Genomic DNA, 23,365 nt, shown 5'->3' on the forward strand with positions numbered 1-23,365 from the left:
TCTCCTGGTTCTGAAGGTCCGAAGGAATGTCCTGCGAGGTGGGAAACCGTGTCGGCTCACCCGGTGACGGGCCGCAGCGCCTTGGCGATCACGGCGCCGATCATGGCCATGGGCGCGGGTTCGGTCATCGTGTAGTGCCCGCACGGCACGGGGTGATCGGTCAGCGGGCCGTCGACGTACGGCCGCCATGCGTCCGCCTTTCGGGCGGCGAGCGCGAGATCGTCGCCGTCGGTGCGGGTGTCCTCGGTGGCGCTGAAGAACAGCACCTCGCCGCGGTGGACGCCGGGGCTGAACTGCGGTGCGATACGCAGGTTGTTGCGCATCACGTCGGCGATCGCGGCGGCCTCGGCGCGCGTCACCGCGACCGTCGCGTCGCCGTCGGCCGGGGCCGCGCCGATGCGCGCCAGCACGCTCTCGACGTCCGGGACCGCGGTGTCCGCGTCGACCGGCAGCCCCGCCACTCGCATCAGCAGCCCGGCGACCTGCCGCTCGGCCTGGTCCGCGTCGTAGCGCATGCCGAGGGGCTGCGGGGCGTCCAGCATGGCCAGCAGCTCGACCCGCTCGCCCTGCTCCTGGAGCGCGCAGGCCATGGCGTGCGCGACGAAGCCGCCGTAGGACCAGCCCAACAGCCGGTAGGGGCCGTGCGGTTGGACCTCCCGCGCCAGGTCCACGTACGACGCCACCATGGACGCGGCGTCCGGCGCGGGCGGGCGGGCGCCGTCGAGGCCGTGCGCCTGGATGCCGAACACCGGCTGGTCCGGGCCGAGATGGGGGAGCAGTCCGGTGTACCGCCAGGCGACGCCGGCGCCGGGGTGGACGCAGAACAGCGGTGTCCCGGAGCCCTCGCGGCGCAGCGGCAGCAAGGGGCCGAGTGCGGCGGAGGACGGGTCGCCCCGCTCGGCGGCCGACTCCAGCAGGCCGGCGACCGTGGGATGCGCGAGCAGCGAGCCGCCGGCCACGTCCAGCACACCCGTCGCCCGTAGCCGGCCCGCCAGGAGCACGGCCCGCATCGAGTCGCCGCCGAGGTCGAAGAAGTTGTCGTGGACGCCGATGCCGTCGATGCTCAACTGCTCCTCCCACACCTCGGCCACGGCCCGCTCCCGCTCCGTGCGCGGCGCCACGTGGTCGGTGCTCAGCAGCGGACGGGGTGTGCGACCGCCCCCGGCGTTCACGGTCCGCTCCTGCTCGGCCGCCCCCGAACCGGTGCGCGCGCCGGGAGCGTCGATCCAGTGCCGCCGCCGGTCGAAGGCGTACCCGGGAAGCCGCACCCGGCGCGGCGGACCGGCGGGATCGACGGCGTGGGGCAGTGCCGAGTCGACACCGGCGGCCCACAGCCTGCCGAGCGCGCCCGCGAGGACGAAACCGTCGGGTGCGTCCGCCTTGGCGTGCCGCATGGTCGTGACCGTCACCGGGGCCTCGTCCTCCAGCGCGGCCCGGGCCAGCTTGGTCATGCTGTCCCCGGGGCCGATCTCCACCAGCACCGGCCGCCCCCGCGCCCACAGTGTCGCGATGCCGTCCGCGAACCGTACGGTGTGCCGCGTGTGGTCGACCCAGTGCCGTACGTCCGTCGCCTGGGCGCCGGTGATCCAGGTGCCGGTGACGTTCGTGACGTAGGGGATCCCGGGCGCGCGCAGCCGCAGGGTGCGCAGCCGGCCGGCGAAGGTGTCGAGGATCGGGTCCAGGACATGGGAGTGGGCGGCGGCGGGTATCCGCAGCCGACGGAACGGCACGTCCAGGCGGGTCAGTTCGGCCTCGAACCGGTCCACCGCGTCCGTCTGTCCGGCGACCGTGCAGGCCGCTGGACCGTTCACCGCCGCCAGCGACAGATCCGGGCCGAGCAGCGGCGCGACGGCGTCCGCGGAGGCTGCGACGCCGACGGTCGCCCCGCCGCGGGAGGAGATGAGCCGTAGGCGCTCGGCGACCACCGGCAGCATCTCGTCGAGATCCATCACTCCGGCCAGACAGGCCGCCGTGTACTCGCCGAGTGAGTGCCCGATCAGCGCGTCGGGGCGCACACCCTGCTCCATGAGCGTTCTGGCCAGCGCGTACTGGGTGACGATCAGCGCGAGGAAGGAGTCGAGACTGTCCGGCTCGACCCGCTCGAACAGCGTGGTGCGCAGATCGGCCTCGACGACCGGCCGCAGGACGCGCGCGCACTCGTCCACGACATCGCGGTAGACGTCGTTGTCCCGGTACAGCCCGGCGCCCATGCCGACGTACTGGGTGCCGCCGCCGGGCAACAGGAACGCCACCCGTGTCGGTTCGTCGGGCACCGGGCCCACCGGCGGCTGCGGGGTGCGCAGCGCGGCCACGGCCTCGGCGGGCGTCGTGGCGCTGACGGTGAGCCGGTGACGCAGGGCCGGGCGCTCGGTGCGCAGGGAATGCGCGGCGTCTTCGAGCCGCAGCGCGGGGTGGGCCTCCAGCTGGCGGGCCAGGGCCTCGGCCTGGCCGCGCAGCGCGCCGGCCGTGCGCGCGGACAGCGGCAGGACGTGGCGGCGGGACGACTCGGCGGGCCGGGGTGGTGGTGCGGGGGCCGGTGCCTCCTCAAGGATGACGTGGGCGTTGGTGCCGCCGATGCCCAGGGCACTGACCGCTGCCCGGCGCGGATGACCGGCGTCCGGCCACCCCTCCAGCTCGGTCGGCACCCGGAACGGACCCGACGCGAAGTCGATCAGCGGGTTCGGCGTGCCGAAGTGCAGGCTGGGCGGTATCTGCCGGTGCTCCAGGGCGAGTACGGCCTTCACCACGCCGGCGATGCCGGCCGCCGGGCCGAGATGCCCGATGTTGGTCTTCACCGAGCCCAGCGCGCAGAACCCGCGCCGGTCCGTGCTGTGCCGGAACGCCTCGGTCAGTGCCGCCACCTCGATCGGATCGCCGATCCGCGTGGCGGTCCCGTGCGCCTCGACCAGCCCGATCGTGCCGGCGTCGATGTCGCCCTGCACCTGCGCGGCGAGGATCACCTCGCTCTGACCGGCCGAGCTGGGCGCGGAGAACCCGACCTTGCGGCGTCCGTCGTTGTTGACGGCCGAGCCCCGCACCACGGCCCGGATCCGGTCACCGTCGGCGAGCGCGTCCTCCAGCCGCTTCAGTACGACCATTCCGCCCCCGTTGCCCGAGGAGGTACCGGCCGCGTCCGCCGAGAAGGCCCGACAGCGCCCGTCCGGCGAGAACGGCCCGTCGGGAACATGCCGATAGCCCAGCGGCGCCGAGGGGTTGAGGAACACCGCCCCCGCGAGCGCCAGGTCACAGCGGTAGTCCAGCAGGTCCTGGCACGCGGTGTGCAGTGCCACCAGCGCCGTGGAGCACGCCGTCTGCATCGACAGACTCGGCCCGGTCAGCCCGAATTCGTAGGAGATGCGGGTGGCCAGGGTGCCGAGCGAGTTGGCCGTGGCCGCGTGCACCAGTGCCACCGAGCCCGGCTGACCGGCGTACCGGGGATGGACGTGCGCCGGGTAGTAGCGGCTGTCGCCGGCGCCCGCGTAGACGCCGGTGGTGACCTCCTGCGCGGCGCGCACCTGCCCCGCGTCCTCCAGCGCGTGATACGCCGTCTCCAGCAGCAGCCGCTGCTGCGGGTCGACGACGGCCGCCTCGGCCGGGCTCATGCCGAAGAAGTCCGCGTCGAAGAGGTCGATGCCCTCGACCACGGACGCCATCCGGATCAGGGCCGGGTCGTCGAGGTCCCGGGGGTCGCCGCCCGCCGCGAGGAACTCCTCGTCGGTGACCGGCCGTACCGCGTCCCGGCCCGCCGCCAGGTTCTCCCAGAACGCGTCGACGTCGTCGGCGTCCGGGAAGCGCGCCGCCATGCCGATCACAGCGACGGCGGGCACCTCCTCGCCCGGTTCGACGGTGGGCTCAGCCATCGGTTCGGTCCTTCCCTTCCCGTACGGTGCGACGGGCGCCGCGGGCCGCCCGCTGCCGCCCCGCCTGCTGCCTGGCCCGGTCCAAGCCGGTGGGCCGCTCGGGCGCGGGGGCCGCCTCGCCGGCGAGGGGCGCCCTGATGTCGCCGGCGCCGACACCGCTCGCGACCAGGTGCTGGGCTAGCGCCCGCACCGTCGGATGCGCGAACAGGTCCACCACGCTCAGCTCGCAGCCCATTTCCTTGTTGATCGCCGTCTGCGCGCCGACCAGGAGCAGCGAATTGCCGCCCAGGTCGAAGAAGTTGTCGTCCCGGCCCACCCGGTCCCGGCTCAGTACCGCGCACCAGACGGCGGCGAGCCGCGCCTCCAGACGGCCCGACGCCTCGCCGCTTTCCGGGACTTCGGGCCGGCCGGCGGTCGTACCGGTCGACCGCAGCACCCACGTGTCGCCCTCCGCGCCCCGGGCCGCCGCGCGGTACAGCGCGCCGAGGTCGGTGCCCTCGTCGAGGGCGACCTGCGCCGCGAGCCGCCGCACCTGCCGTACCGGAGCCACGACGTGACTGCGCACCCAGGGCGCCGTACGGTCGGCGCCGATCAGGACGTGCGGCTCGTCCAGAGAGCGCGCGAAGTCGAACGAACGCACCGCCGCAGCCGGGTCGAGGATCCGGTAGCCCCGGGCCTCGCTCAGCGAGGCGAGCCCGTAGCCGCGGCTCATGCCCCGCTCGCGCCACATGCTCCACGCCAGGCTCTGCCCTGGCAGCCCCAGATGGCGGCGGTACACGGCCAGCGTGTCCAGGAAGGCGTTGGCGGCCGCGTACGCGGAGTTCAGCGCGCCACCGAACCAGCCGTTGACGGAGGAGAAGGTGACGAAGGAGTCGACCGGGTTCTCTGCCGCGACCTCGTGCAGCGCCCAGGCACCCCGCACCTTCGCGTCCACGGCCGCCCGCCAGCTCTCCGTGTCGAACTCGCTCACCGGCCGCTCGTCGAAGGCACCTGCCAGATGCAGCACCGAGGTCAGCGGCACGCCCCACGCCTCGCCGGCCTCGTGTACGGCGGCCCGCACCTGTTCGGCGTCCGTGACGTCGGCCCGCGTCCAGCGCACGTCCCCGAGCTGTCGGAGCCGCCGCAGCTCGTCGCCGGGTGTACCGCGGCCGAGCAGCAGCAGCCTCGTACCGGGTGTCCTGAGCAGGTGTTCGGCGATCTCGACGCCCACCCCGCCGAGGCCGCCGCTGATCAGGTGGAAGCCGGCCGTGCACGGCCGGCTGCGCGGCAGCGTGTCGGGCAGGGGTGCCAGACGGCGCACATACCGGTGGCCGTCGCGGTGGGCGATCTCGGCGTCCACGGGCGCGGTCGTCAGCTCACCGAGCAACGCGGCCGCGTCCACGTCTCCGCCCGGCGCCAGGTCGACATGCATGCCCCGCAGCCAGGGCTGCTCCTCGCGCAGGGATTTGAGCAGGCCCACGGTCGTGGCGTGGGCGCAGTGCGGCCGGTCGTACGGTGTGAGGGCGTGCGCCCCGGCCGTGGCGAACAGCAACGGCAGCGGGCGCCTCGGATCGTGCCGGACGATCAGCGCGCGGACGAAAGCGAGCAGGGACTCGGTGTGGTCGGTGTCGCCGGCCGAGCCGAGGGTGATCACGGCGTCGACCTCGCGCCCGTCGGCGCCGAGCCGTTCCAGTACGGCGGCGAAGTCGCCGACCTCGGTGGGCCGTACGCGGTAGGCGGCAGCGTCGATCCGTTCGTACGCCGGCCCCTCGGTGACCACCGTGCACAGCCCGCCGTCGGCCCGCAACCGTCCGGCCACGCGTACGGCGGCCCCGGGCTCGCGCCCGGCCAGCACGAGGACGTGCCGCCCCGCCGCTGTCAGGGGCGGATGCAGGGCGTCGGCCCGCTGCCACACCGGCCGCAGGAACCAGTCCGGCAGTGTGGCCGCACCGCCGAGCAGCAACTGCGCCCCGCGCACCGCCTCGTCGAAGTCGCCCGCTTCGAAACCCTTGCGGAGCTTGGTGCGTTGGATCTTCCCGATCTCGGTCTTCGGGATGTCCCCGGTGCCGACCGGAACGAGGAAGGCCGGGCTCACGCCGATCTCCCGGGTCACCTTGCCGCCGATCTCGCGCAGGGCGGCGGCCGGGTCGTGGTCGTCGGCGAGGTGGAAGAAGAGGGCGAGTTCGTCGGTGGTCGCGGCCGGATCGGAGCGGACCGCGACGGCGGCCGTGTAACTCCGTACGACACAGGGGAGTTCCTCGACGCAGGACTCGATCTCGTGACTGAAGTGGTTGACGCCGTTGACGATGATGACGTCCTTGGCCCGGCCGGTGATGTACAGCTCGCCGCCCCGCAGGAAGGCCAGGTCGCCGGTGTCGAACCAGCCGTCCTCGGTGAACGACTCCGCGTTGGCCTTGGCGTTGTCGTGGTAGCCCTTGGTGACCGAGGTCCCGCGCACCTGGAGCCGCCCGACGTCGCCCTCGGCCAGGACGGTGTCCCCGTCGCCGACGACCCGCATGGCGAACCCGGGATACGGCAGCCCGCAGCTGACGAACGCCTCGTCGTGGCCCGGCGGTTCGGCGGGCAGCACAGTGTCGGTGACCACGGAGCAGGTCTCGGACATGCCCCAGCCGGGATGCATCACGTCCTGCGGCAGCCCGAACGGACGCAGCACCTGCAGGAAGCGGCGCGCCGCCGAGGCCACGACGACCTCACCGGCGTTCATCACCAGTCGCATCGGCGACAGATCCCAGGTACGGCCCTCGAAGCGGTGCGCCTGCTCGGCGAGGAGCCCGAAGGCGAAGTTGGGAGCCCAGGTGACCGTGACCCGGTGCCGGTCGGCGAGGTCGGCCCAGCGCAGCGGGTCCTGGAGGATCCAGGAGGTCGGCGCGTGGATCTGCCGGCAGCCGAGGTACACGTCCCGCAGATGGAACATGACCACGCCGGTCACATGGTCCAGCGGGATCCAGTTGAGACTGACGTCCTGCTCGCCCAGTCCGTTCATCGCCTCGGTGGCCGCCGACCGGGTCAGCACGCCCCGGTGGGTGATCCGCACGGCCTTGGGCAGCCCGGTGCTGCCCGAGGTCATCAGCATCAGGATCAGGTCGTCCGGTGCCGCCTCGTGCCAGGCGCGGTCCTCGGGCGCCTCGCGCAGTACGTCGGCGGTGGTCAGCCGCAGCCCCGGCCAGCCGTCCCGCTCGGCCAGCTCCCGCAGGCCGGGCGCGTCCGAGGGCGAGGCGACGATCCACGGCCGGTCCAGCATCCGCCAGATGCCCTCCAGCTTGGTGACGGCGGCCGACGAGACGGCGTAGGAGACGGGCACGGTCAGCGGCACGGCCACGAACCCGCCGAGGACGCAGCCCCACAGCACGGCCGTGAAGTCCTCCGTGTCCGAGCACTGGAAGATGACCTGATCACCGGGACGCAGACCCCTGCGCCGCAGCCCGGCCAGCACGCGCGAGCCCTCCTCGATCAGCGAGGCGTAGCTGCGGCGGGTCTCGCTGCCGTCGGCGCGCACGTGCACGATCTCGCCGTGCGGCCCGGCCGCCGCGCGGGTGAGGGCCGCCGCCCAGCTCGGGACGGACGGTTCGGGGAGGGGCGGACCCTGACTGAAAGCAGCGACGGGGTCGGTCCGTGGCTTCGGCTCGGACGTGGTCTCCGGCCGGGTCCCGGGCCGGGGTGGACCGGTGTGGCGAAGACCCAACTCCTCGGGCGTGTCCTCCAGTTCGACCGATGCCTCGCGGACGCCGGTCAGCCGTTCCAACTCCCGCTGCCAGCGGGCGGCGGCGGTGCGGTCGACGCCGGGCAGCGCGCGCAGGGCGTCGATGTCCAGGGCGCCGTCCGGGGTGCGGGGCAGCCCGTTCACGGCGGTGACGCGCGCCGCGAGGTCCGGCTCCACCTGGCCGGCCCGCCCGGGCACCACATACAGCGTCGGCGCGGTGGAGGCGTCGCCGGGCGGCAGCGCGACCGCGTCACGCACTCCGGCGACCTCCAGGGCCGGGGCGGCGAGGTCACCGGGCAGGCACCGCGGCCGGGGCCCGCGCGCGGGCAGATCGCTGACGCGCAGCGCCGGATCCGCGCACACGGCACCGAGAGCGGCGGACAGCGCCTGCGCGAAGCGGGCGGCGGTCTCCGGGGCGAACAGGTCGGTGGCGTACTCGACATGGAGGTCCAGACCCTCGGGCGTGCCCCGCTCGTCGCGCCGCTCCGTGACGTCCACGAAGAGGTCGAACTTGGCGCTGCCGGTGGCAGTGGGACGCAGCGGGGTGCGCTGGTCGCCGAGCCGGAGCACCGCCGGTTCGTTGTTCTGCAGGGCCAGCATGACCTGGAACAGCGGATGGCGGGCCGGATGCCGGGGCGGGTTGAGGTCGTCCACGAGCAGGTCGAACGGCAGGTCCTGGTGGTCCAGGGCCGCGAGGTCGAACCGACGGGTCTGCGCGAGCAGTTCACGGAAGCCGGGGTCGTTCGAGACATCGGTGCGCAGCACGAGGGTGTTGGTGACCAGCCCGATGACGTCGTCCAGTGCGGCCTCGGAGCGTCCGGCCACCGGTGTGCCGATCGCCAGGTCGGTGCCCGCGCCCCAGCGGGACAGCAACGCGGCCACGACGGCGTGCAGCACCATGAACAGGCTCGTGTCCTCGGCGTCCGCCAGCCGCTCCAGCCGCGCGTGCAGCGCCGCGTCGACGGTCGCCGACACACTCGCGCCCGCGCCGCCGGTCACGGCGGGCCGGGCCCGGTCGGCGGGCAGGGTGCTCTCCCTGGGCAGCCCCGCCAGGGCCTCGCGCCAGAAGCCGGTCAGCTGCTCCAGACGGCCGGGTCCCTCGGGCGCCGGGGCCAGGACACCGCGCTGCCACAACGCGTAGTCGGCGTACTGCACCGCCAGTGGCTTCCCGTGCGGTGCCCGGCCCTCCCGGCGGGCCGCGTAGGCGGCGCTCAGATCCTCCGCCAGGGGCCGCAGCGACCAGCCGTCGGCCGCGCTGTGATGCAGGACGAGCACCAGCGTGCGACGCGCCCCGGTGCCGACGACCGCCGCCCACAGCGCACTCTCCCGCGTCAGGTCGAAGCGATGCCGGCCCGCAGCGGCGACCTGCGCGTCCACCTCCTCGGCCGGACAGTCCACGACCCGCACCTGCGGCCGCAGCGCCCCGGGTGGCAGGATCCGCTGGTACGCGCCGTCCCCGTCGCCGCTGTTGTCGCTGTCGTCGGCGAACACCGTGCGCAGGCTCTCGTGCCGGTCCACGACATCGGCGAGCGCCCAACGCAGCGCCTCCTCGTCGAGATCGTGTTCCAGCGGGACGACCAGCGGGATGTTGTACGTCGCCGCCGCCCCGTCCAGCCGGTTGAGGAACCACATCCGCTCCTGCGCGAACGACAGCGGCACCCGCTCGGCACGCGCCGCCGCCACCAGCGGGGGCAGCCGGACCGCCGTACCGGACTCCGCCGCCAGTCGGAGCGCCAGGTCGGCGGGCGTGGGCGTGTCGAAGAGCACCGTCATCGGGATGTCCCGGCCGCTTTCGGCACGCAGTCCGGCGAGCAGCCGCACCGCCAGCAGCGAGTGCCCGCCCAGGTCGAAGAAGTTGGCGCCCACCCCCACGGAGTCCTCGGGCAGCCGCAGCACCTCGGCGAACAGGCGGCAGACCAGGGCCTGTTCGGGCGTCGTGGGGCGTTGGCCCGCGGCGTCGTCGGTGAAGTCCGGTTCGGGCAGGGCCCGCGCGTCCAGCTTGCCGCTCGCCGTCAGCGGCAACGCGTCGATCAGCACACAGGCCGCCGGGACCATGTGCCCGGGCAGCCGCTCGGCCAGGTGGGCGCGCAGCTCGGCCGGGGCCGGGCGGTGTCCCGAGGCGGGCACGGCGTACCCGACGAGCTGCGGTCCGCCGTCCGCGGTCCGCCGGACGACGACCGCCGCCGAGACGATCTCCGCGTGTTCGGCGAGCACTGCCTGGATCTCACCGGGCTCGACACGGAACCCGCGGATCTTCACCTGGTGGTCGGCGCGCCCCACGTACTCCAGGACCCCGTCGGCCCGGCGCCGGGCGAGGTCGCCTGAGCGGTACATCAGCGTGCCGGGCGGACCGAACGGGTCCTGGACGAACCGCTCGGCCGTCAGCTCGGGCCGCGCGTGGTAGCCCGGCGCCAGCCCCGGCCCCGACACATGGATCTCCCCGGTCACCCCGGGCGGAACCGGCCGGAGCGACGCGTCGAGCAGATGGACGCACAGGTCGGCCAACGGGCGGCCGATCACGCTGGGCCGCCGCGGATCGTCCACGTGGGCACGGGTCACGCGCTGGAAGGTGGCATGGACGGTCGTCTCGGTGATGCCGTACATGTTGATCAGCGCCGGCGTGTCCAGGCCGTACCGGTCCGCCCACGGCCGCAGCCGCTCCATCCGCAGCGCCTCACCGCCGAACACGACGTAGCGCAGGGCCGTTTCGGCGTGCGCGCCGTCCAGGTCCGCCTGCATCAGATGCTCGAACGCGGATGGTGTCTGACTGAGCACCGTGACCCGCTCCTCCCGCACCAGCCGCAGGAGGTCGCGCGGTGAGCGGGTGACGGCGGACGGCACGACGACGAGCCGTCCGCCGTACAGGAGCGCACCCCAGATCTCCCAGACGGAGAAGTCGAAGGCGTACGAGTGGAAGAGCGACCACACGTCGTCCGCGCCGAAGTCGTAGTGCTCGTCGGCGGCTTCGAACAGCCGCAGCACATTGGAGTGCGGAATGGGCACGCCCTTGGGACGGCCGGTGGAACCCGAGGTGTGGATGATGTACGCGAGGTCGTCCGGCCCCGTGGGGCCGGTACGGTCCGACTCACCGAGGTCGCCGCAGGGGCGGGCGGCGAGGTCCTTGTCGGTCTCCGGGTCGCCCAGGACAACGGTCGGCGCCGGTATCGCGGGAAGCGCCCCCGCGGTAGCTGCCTCGGTGACGAGCACGGCGGGTGGCACGTCCTCGGTGACGAGCCGCAGCCGCTCGGCCGGGTGACCGGTGTCCAGCGGCAGATACGCGGCACCCGATTTGAGCGCGGCGAGCAGCGCCACGACCAGGCGCATCCCGCGCGGCAGCGCGAGCGCGACCATCGTGCCGGGTCCCGCACCCCGCTCGACGAGCAGCCGAGCCAACTGGTTGGCCTGCGTGTTGAGTTCGCTGTAACTGAGATGGTCGCCCTCGAAGGTCACCGCGGTGGCGAGCGGCACACGGGCCGCCTGCTCCTCGAAGCGCCGGGTGAGCGTGTCGGTGATGGTGAAGGTGCGCAGGGGCCGGGTCTGCGGCTCCTCGCCCGGCAGCAGCAGGGACACGTCGGCGAGTGCCGACTGCCCGTCCCCGTCGACGAGTTGGTCGAGCAGATGGAGGAACCGCCGCAGGTGGGTGTCCAGTTCGGCCTGATCGTACGCTCCCGGGTTGGCGTCGAAAGCCAGCCACAGCCCACCGGCCTCGGCGCCCGGTCGCACGCTGATCTGGAGGTCCTCGACCGCGCCGCCGGAGAGGTGGTGGGAGGTCGTGGGGTGGCCGGCGAAGGCCAGGTCCTCGGCGAACGGAACCACGTTGACCACCGGGCCGTACGCCTTGCGTCCCGCGCCCACCAGGCCCAGGTCGCGGCGCACGGCCTCGCCCCGGTACTGCTGGTGCCGGCGCAGCGACCGCAGTTCCTCGGCCACGGAGCGCACCGTCTCGCCCACCGGCGCGGCGGGGGAGACGGCGACACGCAGCGGCAGGACGTCGGAGGCCGTGCCCGGAGTGCGGAGCGTGGCCGAGCCGAGCCGGCTCATCGTGGTCAGTCCCAGGACCATGTCGTCGGCGCCTGTCATGCGGTGCAGATACGCGGCGACCGCGGCCACCAGCAGGTCGGTGGGGGAGACCTGAAGCCGGGCGGCCGCAGTGCCCAGCGCCTCGTTCTCGGCGGGCGTGAGGTCGTGGGTGCGACGCAGGAAGGGCGCCTTGGGCGGGGCCGTGCGCTCGGTGAGGCGGACCGGATCGGGCAGCCCGGCCAGCCGGGACGACCAGTACGCGCGGTCCCGGTCGTGACGCTCGGAGGCCGAGTAGGCGGCTTCCTCGCTCTGGAGCCGGGCGACCGGTTCGAAGCCGGCCGGCTCCGGCTCGCGCCCCGCGGCGAGAGCGGTGTACGTGTGGGCCAGCCGACGCGCCACCAGCTTGTAGCCGTAACCGTCCAGGAGGATGTGATGGGCCCGCAGGAACCAGATGAACCGGTCCGGCCCCAGGGTGATCAGCGCGTGCGAGAACAGCGGCCCCGCGACGAGGTCGGTCGCCGTCGTCAGATCCCGCCGGATCCAGTCCTCGGCCGCGGCCTGCGGGTCGGGCTCCGCACTGACATCGACACGGTGCAACGGCCAGGCGTCCGGGTCGTCGGCCGGAATGCTGCGGGGTCCGTCCGGGGTTTCCACGAAACGCAGCGCGAAGGTGTCGGCCTCACCGACCGTACGGCGCAGTGCCGTCTCGAACAGGCCGGTGTCGATGGGGCCGTGGATCTCCACGTATTCGCCGGTGTTGTAGGCGGCGGCGTCGGCCGCCAGACGTCCGGCGAACCAAAGACCCTCCTGGGCTCCCGACAGCGGGCGAAGTTCGTGCTGCTGAATGGACATGGCACCGACCAACCCCTCAATGGCGAGCGGGATTCACAGGAGTCACCCGCTGGATGCTGTCGAACGGGGAATATGGGCAAGCGGCGATCACCTTCCGCCGACACACTGCTCGACCGGGACTCGGCCAGTCAAGGCGCTCCAGGGAGACTCGAGTGACGTGCTAAGGAGACTCCAGGAAGCTTCTCGCGTATTTCCGTCTGGCGTGGGTGAACGGCCTTCGCTCGATGATTTCTTGAGATGTCCTCGACTCATCCTCAAGGTGCCCGGGCCGACCATTCTCGTGAATGCCTCCCGGAAAATCCGCGGCGGAGAAAGGCTGTTTGGATGCGACGCGCGTTGTGCCCCGTGGAAAACCTTTACGTCGCCCAGCGAAGCAGGGCGGTCCTCTCCTGCGCTCTGGACGGTCCTGTCGATCCGTCGGCCCTGTCCGCGGCCTTCGAGGCGGTCACGGCGGAGCAGCCGCAGCTGCTGGCGCACCTCGTCCCGGACGGCGACGGCCACGCCCTCGAACTGCTCCCGGAGGCCGAGCGGCCCCGGCTGCGGACACGTACCGGGAGCGAGGAAGCATATCTGGAGGAGCTCAACGCCCCGCTGACGGTGGGAGGTCCGCTGACCCGGGCGGTCCTGGTGAGCGACCCCGACGAGGAGCGGCACACCCTGGTCCTGAGCATCGACCACGTCATCACCGACGGACACAGCGGGATCGCCCTGCTGAACACCCTCTGGGACCGCTACCGGGAGTTCCTCGGCGGCACCGGGGTCCCTCGGCCGCTCGCGGCCGAATTCCCCGAGCCCATCAGCGCGTTGCTGCCCCCCTCGGACGCGGCCGACACGGCGGAGCACCTGGCACGGCGTGTGGAGAAGACCGGCCGTCACCCGGTCGCACTCGTCCCGTACGACGTGGAGGCGACGGAGGAAGCGCCCGAGGAGCACCATCGCATCGAGGTCCAGCGGTTGTTGCTCGACACGGGAGCGACCACCGGGCTGCGCGAGCGGGCCCGCGCGGAAGGTCTGTCCGTGCACGCCCTGCTCTGCGCCGCCCTGCTGCTCGCCGCCCGTCGGCGCATGGACGGCGCGGACCCGCGCGTCCTGGGCTGCGTGTCACCGGTCGATCTGCGCTCGCGCCTGTCACCGCCGGTGCCCGCCCACCTCATGGTCGCCGCGGTCACCATGCACCTGCAGGCCCTCCCCGTCGGCGAGGACACCGACCTGCTGGAGCTGGCCCGTGAAGTCGGCGACGGCATGCGGGACTTCCTCGACCGCGGTGACCACTTCCGGGAGATGCGGATCATGCCGTCGGCCCCGCGGCATCCGGCTCTCCACCTCGGCACGGTCATCGTCACCAACATGGGAGCCGTGTCCGGCCCGCGCCTGCCGACGGGCACGCGGATCACCGACGTACGGCTCGTGCCCGCCCGCGAGCACTATTTCCCGCAGGCCGGCCGCAGTCCGTTCATGGCCTGCGTCACCACGTTCGACGGCCGCCTCGCGATCGAGTTCCCCCACTACACCGCCTGCTTCAGCAGGCCGTTCATGAGCGAGCTGCGCGCCGAGGTCCACGCGAGCCTGCTCGCGCTCGCCAAGTCCGCCACGTGACACCGCACGAGGGGCGCGGCCTCGGCCGCGCCCCTCGTGCGGTGTCAGGACAGCTTGACAGTGGGGCGGTAGAGGTCGAACCAGACGGCCAGGTCGAGGACCCGCTCCAGCACGTCACGCCCGTCACGCGTCACGGTCTGCGGCTCCTGGCGCACCGCCTCGGTGAGCAACGCCCGGTCGAAGAAGTCCACCGCGCGGTGGCCGTCCGACAGCAGTTCGCCCGCCTGACGCTGCACCTGTCCGAGGTAGCTCAACTCCTGGGTCAGCGGGAAACTCGCCTTCACCCGGTCCGCCACCGAGGCCGGCAGGGTGTCGCGCACGGCGGCGCGCAGCAGGCTCTTCTCCCGGCCGTCGAACGTCTTCATCGTCCACGGCGTGTTGAAGACGTACTGCACCAGCCGGTGGTCGCAGATGGGAACCCGCACCTCCAGGCCAACCGCCATGCTGATCCGGTCCTTGCGGTCCAGCAACGTGCCGAGCCAGTTGGTCACATGGACGTAGCAGAACTCGCGCATCCGGCGCTCGTGCGCGTCCTCGCCGGGCAGGGACGGCACCCGGGCGACCGTGTCCGACCAGCGCTGCGCCAGGAATCCGGGCAGGTCCAGAGTGTTGAGCGTCAGTTCCCGGTCGTACGTCCTGGCGGGCTGCGCGGCCGTCAGCCAGGGGAACATCGCGGTCTGCTGCACCGCGGGGACGTGGAACCACGGGTAGCCGCCGAAGGTCTCGTCGGCGGACTCACCGGACAGGGCCACCGTCGAATGATCGCGGATCGCTTTGAACAGCAGGTAGAGGGAGTTGTCGCCCTCGCCGAAGTTGAACGGCAGATCCTGGGCCGCGATCACGGTCCGGCGTACCTCGGGGTCGGCCAGTTGCTGGTGGTCCAGCCGGATGTCGCGGTGCAGCGTGCCGACGTGGTCCACGACCTCACGGGCGAACGGCGCGTCCGGCGAGCTGCGGAACTCGTCCCCGCGGAAGCCGTCCGGGTCCTCGAAGTCGACCGTGAACGTCCTGGCCTGCCGGCCCTCCTCAGCCAGCTTGCGGGCGGCCAGGGCCGTCAGGGCGCTGGAGTCCAGACCGCCGGAGAGCAGCAGGCACAACGGCACGTCGGAAACCAGCTGCCGGCTGACGCTGTCCTCCAGCAGCTCACGGATCCGGCGCACCGTCGTCTCCGTGTCGTCCCGGTGCTCCTCGACCTCCAGCCGCCAGTAGACCCGCTCGCGCACCCCGCCCCGGTCGACGATCAGCATGGTGCCCGGCCTGACCTCCCGCATGCCCACCCACGGGGTCCGGCCCGGTTCCTTGACATACCCCATCATTTCCCGGAAGCCGTCCGCGTCCACCACGGCCTCCACGGCCGGATGGGCGAGGATCGCCTTGGCCTCCGAGCCGAACAGAACGCCGTCCTCCGTCTCGTACACGTGCAGCGGCTTGATGCCGAGCTGGTCGCGCAGCAGGATCAGGCGGTCCGTACGGCCGTCCCAGATGCCCAGCGCGAACATGCCGAGGAGATGGTCGGCGAGCCCCTCGCCCCACTCCAGGTAGCCGCGCAGCACCACCTCGGTGTCACTGGAGGTGCGGAACGCGTGTCCACGGCGTCGCAGTTCCTCGCGCAGCTCCCGGAAGTTGTACGCCTCACCGCTGTACGTGATCACCACCGGCCCTTCCGGGGTGTCCACCGTCATGGGCTGGACACCGCCCTCCAGGTCGATCACCGACAGCCGGCGGTGCCCCAGGGCGGCGTGCGGCGACACCCAGGTGCCCCCGGCGTCGGGGCCGCGGCACACCATGGTGGCGGTCATCGCGTCCACCGTGGGGCGTTCCTTCTCCAGGTCTCGCTGGAAGGCGATCCAGCCGACGATCCCACACATGTCCGTCTTCTCCTGACGTGTTGTCCGATGGTGGCCCGAGTCGCGCGGGTGTCAGCGCTTGGCGGCCATGTGGGCCGGCAGTCCGTCGATGTGGGAGCGGGCCGTGGGTTCCAGGACGAGGCGCTTCAGCACGGGCTTCAGGTAGGACCAGGGGTGGTTCAGCTCGCCGGCCCACTGCCAGGTGAGCCGGGAGCCGTCCGGGGTGGACTCCACGACGTAGTCCTCCACGAGGTGCCGGAACAGGTTGCGGGTGCTCGCGACGACGGTGAACGTCTTGCGGTGTCCCTCGTCCCAGCGGTAGAAGCGCTCGCGCAGGACGAAGCCTCCGGCGGTCTCGACCTCCCGGGTCGTGCCGACCCCGAACGGCCGGGGAGAGGTCCAGGTCAGCCGCTTCACGCCCTTCGTCCAGTGCGCCGGGCCGCTGTCGTCGGTCAGGGCCGCCCAGGTCTCCTCGGCCGGGTGGGGAACGTCGACGGAGCGCGTCAGGTAGAGGGAGGCGGTGGTCAGGAGTGAGTCGTCGGCCGCTTCGACCGGGTACCAGCGGGTGGGCATCGGGGTCTTCCTTCTGTGGACTGTGCGAGAGGCTGGCCCTCACGGCCTGGTCAGGGAGGAAAGGTGGGCCCGGACCGCGTCGAGCGTGGTCCCGGCATGGTCGGTGATCATCGTGAAGTGGTCGCCGGGCACGTCCACCTCGACGGGCGCGGGCCGGGCGGGCCAGTGCGCCTGCCAGCCGGACTCGGGGAAGCCGGGGTACGGCAGCGGCTCGCTCGCCCGGACCTGGAGGGCCGGGATGCCGAGGTCGGCCGGGTGCCAGCCCGCGAAGACCCGGGCGATGCCGCCCATCGCGGTCAGGACGGTGTCGTCCAGGAGTGCGGCGGCGCCTTCGGCGGGGGACTCGGCCATCGAGCGCCCGATGTACTCCCCGATGTGCGGCAGTACGGGGCTGCCGGGCGCGTAGCTGTCCAGCAGGACCAGGCCCGCCGGGCGCAGGCCCCGGCCCACCAGCTCCGTGGCCACCGCGTTCGCCAGCCAGCCTCCGGCGGAGTGCCCGAGGAGCGCGAAAGGAGCGCCGGCCGTGCACCGTTCGACGTCGTCGGCGTGCAGCCGGACCAGTGCGTCGAGGTCCGCGGGCAGGGGTTCAGCCGCGGTGAAGCCGGGCGCGGGCAGTACCCAGACATCCCTCTCACCGCGCGCTCCGGCGGCGAGCCGGGCGTACTGGTGGGCGCCGGACCTGCCCGCGAACGACGGGAAGCACACCAGGGCGGGTCCGCCGCCCCGCGTGAGCCGTACCGGCGCGGGCCGTCGTACCGTCCCGGCCTCGACGGCCGCCGTGTCGAACGTCTCCCGGAACCTGGCGGTCTCCTCCAGGAACGTGGTGAACTCGGCGAAGCGACCGTCCTTCGCGGCCCGTGCGGCCAGTGCGGCGAGGACGCCCGCACCGGTGGGCTCTGCGCCGGGCATGTCGGCGGGGGAGCCCCCGGGCTCATCCCCCGGAGGGGGCAGGAGCGACGCGGCGACCAGCAGCGTGTGGAGGTGGGCGGCGAATCCGTCGAGCGTGGGGTGCTCGAAGAGGGCCGTGGAGGACAGCCGCGCTCCGGTGGCCGTCTGGAGGTGGACGCGGATCTCCGCGGCCATGACCGACTCGATGCCCAGCTCCGGGAGGCTGAACGCCGCTTCCACCTCGGTGGTGTCCGTGTGCCCGAGCGCCGTGGCGACATGCCGGGAGACCAGGGCGCGCAGGGCGCCCTCGCGGGCATCGGCCGTGAGGGGGGCCAGACGTTCGTGCAGTCGCGCCGCGTCGTCGGCCGCCCGGTCCTCGCCCGCGCCGCCCTCCGCGCCGCCGCTCCTCGCGGCCGCCGGGAGCGTGCCGTCCGGCCAGAAACGGCGGCTCTGGAACGCATAGGTGGGCAGATCGACATGCACCCCGGCCGGGGCGTCCAGGACGGTGGACCAGTCGACCCGCACCCCGCGCACATGCAGCCGGGCCAGCGCCTCCAGCGCGCGGTGCCGCTCCGGGCGGTCACGCCGCAGCAGCGGCACCGCCTCGACGGCCGGGCCCGGGCGGTCGGCCGCCATCTCCTCGACAAGCGCCGTCAGCGCACCGCCCGCGCCGGACTCGACCACGGTCGCGACCCCGGTGTCCAGCAAGACGTCCACGACGTCGCGGGCGCCCGTCTCGTCACACAGCCTGCGCACCCAGTACGCGGGCGTGCCGGTGTCCTCGGCCGTTGCGCTCGGCAGCAGGGCGATGCGCGGCGGCCGGAAGGCCAGTGTGCTCGCCAGCCGGCCGAACTCCTCCACAGCGCTCTCAGGCAGGACCGGGCGGGACTCCCGCTTCGACCGCCGGCGCTCGCCCGCGTCGGACGCCGCCCGCACCAGCCGCCCGCGCGCGGCCACCAGTCGGCAGGCGTCCGCGGCCGACAGCACGCCCGCCGCGTACGCGGCCGTCAGCTCGCCGACCGCGTGGCCTGCCAGCACGTCCGGGACCACATCCCAGGACCGGAGCAGCCAGAAGCACCCGGCGCCGACGGCGAACAGGGCCGCCTGGGCATACCCGGTCTCCTCCAGCAGGGCCGCCTCACGGGTGCCGGACTCGGCGAACAGCACCTCGCGCAGCCCGGGCCGGGCCGCGTCGCCCTCGGGGTTCAGCTCGCGGTCCAGCATCCCGCACAGTTCGTCCACCGCCCCCGCGAAGACCGGATACCGGTCGTACAACACCCGCCCCATGCCCGGGAACTGGCTGCCCTCGCCGGGGAACAGGAATCCGAGGCGGCCGGTGACGGGCGTACCGCGTACGAGACCGGGGGCCGGCGCGCCCGAGGCCAGGGCGGCGAGACCCGCCTCGAAGGCCACCGGATCGGAGCCGACGACCACCGCACGGTGCGGAAGTGCGGCACGGGTGAGGGCCAGCGCTCCGGCCACGGCCGCCAGGTCCGTCCCGGGCCGTGCGGACAGGTGCGCGTCCAGGCGCTCCGCCTGCGCCCGCAGCGCCGCCGCGCTGTGCGCCGACAGCAGCCACGGCCAGGGGCCCGGCGCGGACGCCTCGGACTGCGGGGCCTCGTCCTCCTGGGGCGGCTGCTCCAGGATCACGTGTGCGTTCGTCCCGCTGATGCCGAACGCCGACACACCGGCGCGCCGCGGCCGTCCGGTCTCCGGCCACAGGACCGCCTCGGACAGCGGCTCCATGGCTCCCGCGGACCAGTCCACGTGCGGGGTCGGCTCGCTCAGGTGCAGCATGCGCGGCAGCACGCCGTGCTCCATCGCCTTCACCATCTTGATCACACCGGCCACTCCGGCGGCGGCGGCCGTGTGCCCGATGTTGGACTTCACCGAGCCCACGCGCAGCGGCCGTTCGGCCGGCCGGTCCTGCCCGTACGTCTCCAGCAGCGCCTGCGCCTCGATCGGGTCACCGAGCGTCGTCCCGGTGCCGTGCGCCTCCACGGCGTCGACGTCGGCGGGGACGAGACGGGCGTTGGCGAGGGCCTGGCGGATGACGCGCTGCTGGGAGGGGCCGTTGGGCGCGGCCAGCCCGTTGCTGGCGCCGTCCTGGTTGGTGGCGCTGCCACGCAGGACGGCCAGCACGCGATGCCCCTTGCGCCGGGCCTCCGACAGCCGCTCCAGCAGCAGCAGACCGACGCCCTCCCCCCAGCTCGTCCCGTCGGCGTCGGCCGAGAACGGCTTGCACCGGCCGTTCGGGGACAGCCCGCGCGTCCGGCTGAACCCGATGAACGCCTCCGGCGTCGACAGCACGGTGGCCCCGCCGGCCAGCGCCAGCTCGCACTCGCCCGAGCGCAGCGACTGCGCTGCCAGGTGCAGCGCCACCAGCGACGACGAGCACGCGGTGTCCACGGTCACCGCCGGGCCTTCCAGGCCGAAGGTGTACGAGAGCCTGCCGGACAGCACGCTCGCCGCGCTGCCCGTCATCATGAAGGCCTCGACGCTCTGCCGCGCGCTCGTTCCCGCCAGCAGCTGCGGGTAGTCCTGCCCGCTGATGCCCGCGAAGACGCCGGTACGGCTGCCCCGAAGGCTGGTCGGATCGATGCCGGCGCGCTCGAACAGCTCCCAGGAGGTCTCCAGGAGCAGCCGCTGGTGCGGGTCCATGGCGAGGGCCTCGCGCGGACTGATCCCGAAGAACGCCGCGTCGAAACGGTCGACGTCGTCGATGAAGCCGGCCTCGCGGGTGTACGTGTGGCCGACGCGCTCCGGGTCGGGGTCGTAGAGGGCCTCCACGTCCCAGCCGCGGTCCTTGGGGAAGAACGAGATCGCGTCGGTGCCGTCCGCGACCAGCCGCCACAGGTCCTGCGGGCCCCGCACGCCGCCGGGGTAGCGGCAGGCCATCGAGACGATCGCGATCGGGTCGTCGTCCACGGCCGTGTCCGCCCGGGCCACCGGAGCACGGTCGCGGGTACCGGTGAGCAGGTCGAGCAGATGCCCGGCGAGGGCCTGCGGCGTCGGATGGTCGAAGACGACGGACGCCGACAGCCGGGCGCCGGTCGTGGCGCGCAGCCGGTTGCGCAGTTCCACCGCGGTCATCGAGGCGTAGCCGAGGTCGTTGAAGGTGCGGCCGGGTGCGACGGGGTCCGGGAGGCCCAGCACGGCCGTGGCCTGGTCCACCACCAGGTCCAGCACCAGCTGCCGCCGGTCGGCCTCGGGCAGTGCGGCCAGTCGGCGAGCCAGGTCCGTGCCCTCGGCGTCGCCCTCGGATTCGCGGCCGGCCGACGCGAACGCGGGGACGGCGCCCGGGCGCGCGGGAACGCTGTCCGCCGTAGGGACGTCCACCCAGTAACGCCTGCGCTGGAAGGGATAGGCCGGCAGGTCCAGGACCCGGCCGGGCGGCGTCGTGAACCCGCTCCAGTCGACGGGCAGGCCATGGCTGTGGGCCTGGGCGGCGGAGGTGAGGACACGGAGCCAGCCGCCCTCGTCGCGGCGGAGCGTGCCGATGACGAAGACGTCGCGCTCCGCCTCCTCTGCATTGGCCTCCAGGGCGAGGGTGAGGACGGGGTGGGGGCTGCACTCGATGAACGCCGTGTGGCCTTCGGCGAACGCGGTGCGGACCGCGTCGATGAGGCGGACGGGTTGGCGCAGGTTCGCGTACCAGTAGTCGGCGTCGAGCCCGGCGGTGTCGATGAGTTCGCCGGTGACCGTCGAGTAGAGGGGGATCGTGCTCGCGCGGGGCGTGACGCCCGAGAGAGCCCGGACCAGATCGTCCTTGACGGGTTCGACGTACGGGGAGTGGGAGGCGTAGTCGGCGTCGATGCGGCGGGCGCGGATCTCCTTCTCCTCGCACAGGGCGACGAGTTCGTCGAGGTCCCGCGGCTCTCCGGCGACGACCGTGGCCGCCGGCCCGTTGAGGACGGCCACGGACATCCGCCCCTGCCAGGGCGCGATCAGCTCCTCGGCCCGCGCCTCGGACACAGCCAGGGAGACCAGGCCGCCCCGTCCGGAGCAGGCGAGCATGACCTGGCTGCGCAGCGCCACGATCCGGGCGGCGTCCTGCAGGGTGAGCGCCCCGGCGACGACGGCGGCGGCGATCTCGCCCTGGGAGTGCCCGATGACGGCGGCGGGCTCGATGCCGAGGGAGCGCCACAGGGCGGCGAGGGAGACCATCACCGAGAACAGGACGGGCTGGATGAGGTCCGAGCGGGAGATCCGCTCTCCACCGCACAGCAACTCGGTGAGGGACCAGTCGACGTACGGAGCGAGGGCGGCCTCGCAGTCGGCGATCGACCGGGCGAACACCTCGGAGGTTTCCAGGAGTTCGGTGGCCATGCCGATCCACTGCGAGCCCTGGCCCGGGAAGACGAACACCGGGCGCTCGTACACACCCTGTCCGGTGATGACCCCGGGAGCCGCGGCACCGGTGGCCAACGCCTCCAGTCCGGTGAGGAGTTCGTCCCGGTCGGTGCCGAGCACCACCGCGCGGTGGTCGAGGGCGGCGCGCTGGGTGAGGAGGGCGTGCGCCACCTCGCGTACGTCCGGAAGGTCGCCGAGACGTGTGGCCAGGCGCTCGGCCTGGGCGCGCAGCGCGGCGGTGTCGCGGGCGGAGAGGGCGAGCGGCACGACCGGCGCGACGGGCCGGGCGGGCGGGTCGGCCACCTCCGGGGTGTCGGCGGCCGCCTGCTCCAGCACGACGTGCGCGTTGGTGCCGCTGACGCCGAAGGAGGAGACGGCGGCGCGGCGGGGCCGGCCCGTGGTCGGCCAGGCGCGCTGCTCGCTGAGCAGTTCCACGGTGCCCGCCGACCAGTCCACGTGCGGGGTCGGTGCGTCGATGTGGAGTGTCCTGGGCAGGACGCCGTGCCGCATCGCCATGATCATCTTGATGACGCCGCCGACACCGGCAGCGGCCTGCGCGTGCCCGATGTTGGACTTCAACGAGCCCAGCCACAACGGCACCTCCCGGCCCTGCCCGTACGTGGCGAGCACCGCCTGCGCCTCGATCGGATCGCCGAGCGTGGTGCCGGTGCCGTGCGCCTCCACCACGTCCACGTCGGCGGGAGCGAGGCGGGCGTCGGCGAGGGCCTGCCGGATGACGCGCTGCTGGGAAGGCCCGCTGGGGGCGGTCAGGCCGTTGGAGGCGCCGTCCTGGTTGACGGCGCTGCCGCGTACGACGGCCAGCACCCGGTGCCCGCCTCGCCGCGCGTCCGACAGCCGTTCCAGTACGAGGACTCCGGCGCCCTCACTGAAACCCGTACCGTCCGCGGCGGCGGCGAAGGCCTTGCAGCGGCCGTCGGGCGACACACCGCGCTGGCGGGCCGTCGCGGTGAACATGCCGGGTCCCGCCATCACGGTCGCCCCGCCGGCCAGGGCCAGTTCGCTCTCGCCGCGCCGCAGCGACTGAACGGCCACGTGCAGCGCGGCCAGCGACGCCGAGCACGCCGTGTCGACGGTGAGGGACGGGCCCTCAAGGCCGAAGAAGTACGACAGCCGTCCCGACAGGACGCTGGCGGCCAGGCCACCGATCAGATAGCCCTCCAGTTCGGGGGCGCGCCGTACGAGCGCCGAGTAGTCCTGCTGCCCGGTGCCCATGAACACGCCCGTGCGGCTGCCCCGCAGCGTCGTCGGGTCGATGCCGGCGTGCTCGAACGCCTCCCACGTGGTCTCCAGGAGCAGTCGTTGCTGCGGGTCCATGGCGAGGGCCTCGCGCGGGGCGATGTCGAAGAAGCCGGCGTCGAAGTGGCCGGCCTCCTCCAGGAAGCCGCCCTCGCGGTTGTACGTCGTCCCCGGCACATCCGGGTCCGGGTCGTACAGCGACTCCAGGTCCCAGCCTCGGTCCGCCGGGAAGGAAGACGTCGCGTCCCGGCCCTCCAGGACCAACTGCCACAGCCCGTCCGCCGACTCGACGCCGCCGGGGTACCGACACGACATGCCGACGACGGCGATGGGCTCGCCCTCGGCGGACTCCAGCTCCGTCAGCCGCACACGGGTCTGCTGGAGGTCGGCCGTCACCTTCTTGAGGAAGTAACGGAGCT

5 protein-coding genes and 1 pseudogene are annotated in these 23,365 nt (G+C 73.3%); 1 reads left to right on the top strand and 5 read right to left on the bottom strand.

Going from position 1 to position 23,365, the window contains the following annotated elements; all coding sequences use genetic code 11:
* Positions 1 to 56: 56 nt before the first annotated feature.
* Positions 57 to 3,860, bottom strand: a complete 3,804-nt coding sequence (locus SLINC_RS44275; protein WP_067444203.1) for a type I polyketide synthase — start codon at positions 3,858 to 3,860, stop codon at positions 57 to 59.
* Positions 3,853 to 12,432 (bottom strand): non-ribosomal peptide synthetase, encoded by an 8,580-nt coding sequence (locus SLINC_RS44280; RefSeq protein ID WP_067444205.1) that lies wholly within the window; start codon positions 12,430 to 12,432, stop codon positions 3,853 to 3,855. Before SLINC_RS44280 ends, SLINC_RS44275 begins: the two co-directional genes overlap by 8 nt.
* Before the next feature lie 345 nt (positions 12,433 to 12,777).
* Here SLINC_RS44280 and SLINC_RS44285 point away from each other — a divergent pair, with 345 nt between their 5' ends.
* Complete coding sequence (locus SLINC_RS44285) at positions 12,778 to 14,028, top strand: phthiocerol/phthiodiolone dimycocerosyl transferase family protein (RefSeq protein ID WP_418361229.1); 1,251 nt, start codon at positions 12,778 to 12,780, stop codon at positions 14,026 to 14,028.
* Positions 14,029 to 14,072: 44 nt separating this feature from the next.
* Here SLINC_RS44285 and asnB read toward each other — a convergent pair whose 3' ends face one another.
* From asnB to SLINC_RS48910, 3 genes and pseudogenes are all read right to left on the bottom strand, one after another.
* Positions 14,073 to 15,896 (bottom strand): asparagine synthase (glutamine-hydrolyzing), encoded by a 1,824-nt coding sequence (gene asnB / locus SLINC_RS44290; RefSeq protein WP_067444209.1) that lies wholly within the window; start codon positions 15,894 to 15,896, stop codon positions 14,073 to 14,075.
* A gap of 51 nt (positions 15,897 to 15,947) precedes the next feature.
* Complete coding sequence (locus SLINC_RS44295) at positions 15,948 to 16,448, bottom strand: SRPBCC family protein (RefSeq protein ID WP_067444211.1); 501 nt, start codon at positions 16,446 to 16,448, stop codon at positions 15,948 to 15,950.
* Between the two features lie 78 nt (positions 16,449 to 16,526).
* Positions 16,527 to 23,357: pseudogene (locus SLINC_RS48910) on the bottom strand (type I polyketide synthase); the annotation flags it as partial.
* Between the last annotated feature and the right edge of the window lie 8 nt (positions 23,358 to 23,365).

This window comes from Streptomyces lincolnensis, from assembly GCF_001685355.1.
In the GTDB taxonomy this organism is placed as follows: Bacteria; Actinomycetota; Actinomycetes; order Streptomycetales; family Streptomycetaceae; genus Streptomyces; species Streptomyces lincolnensis.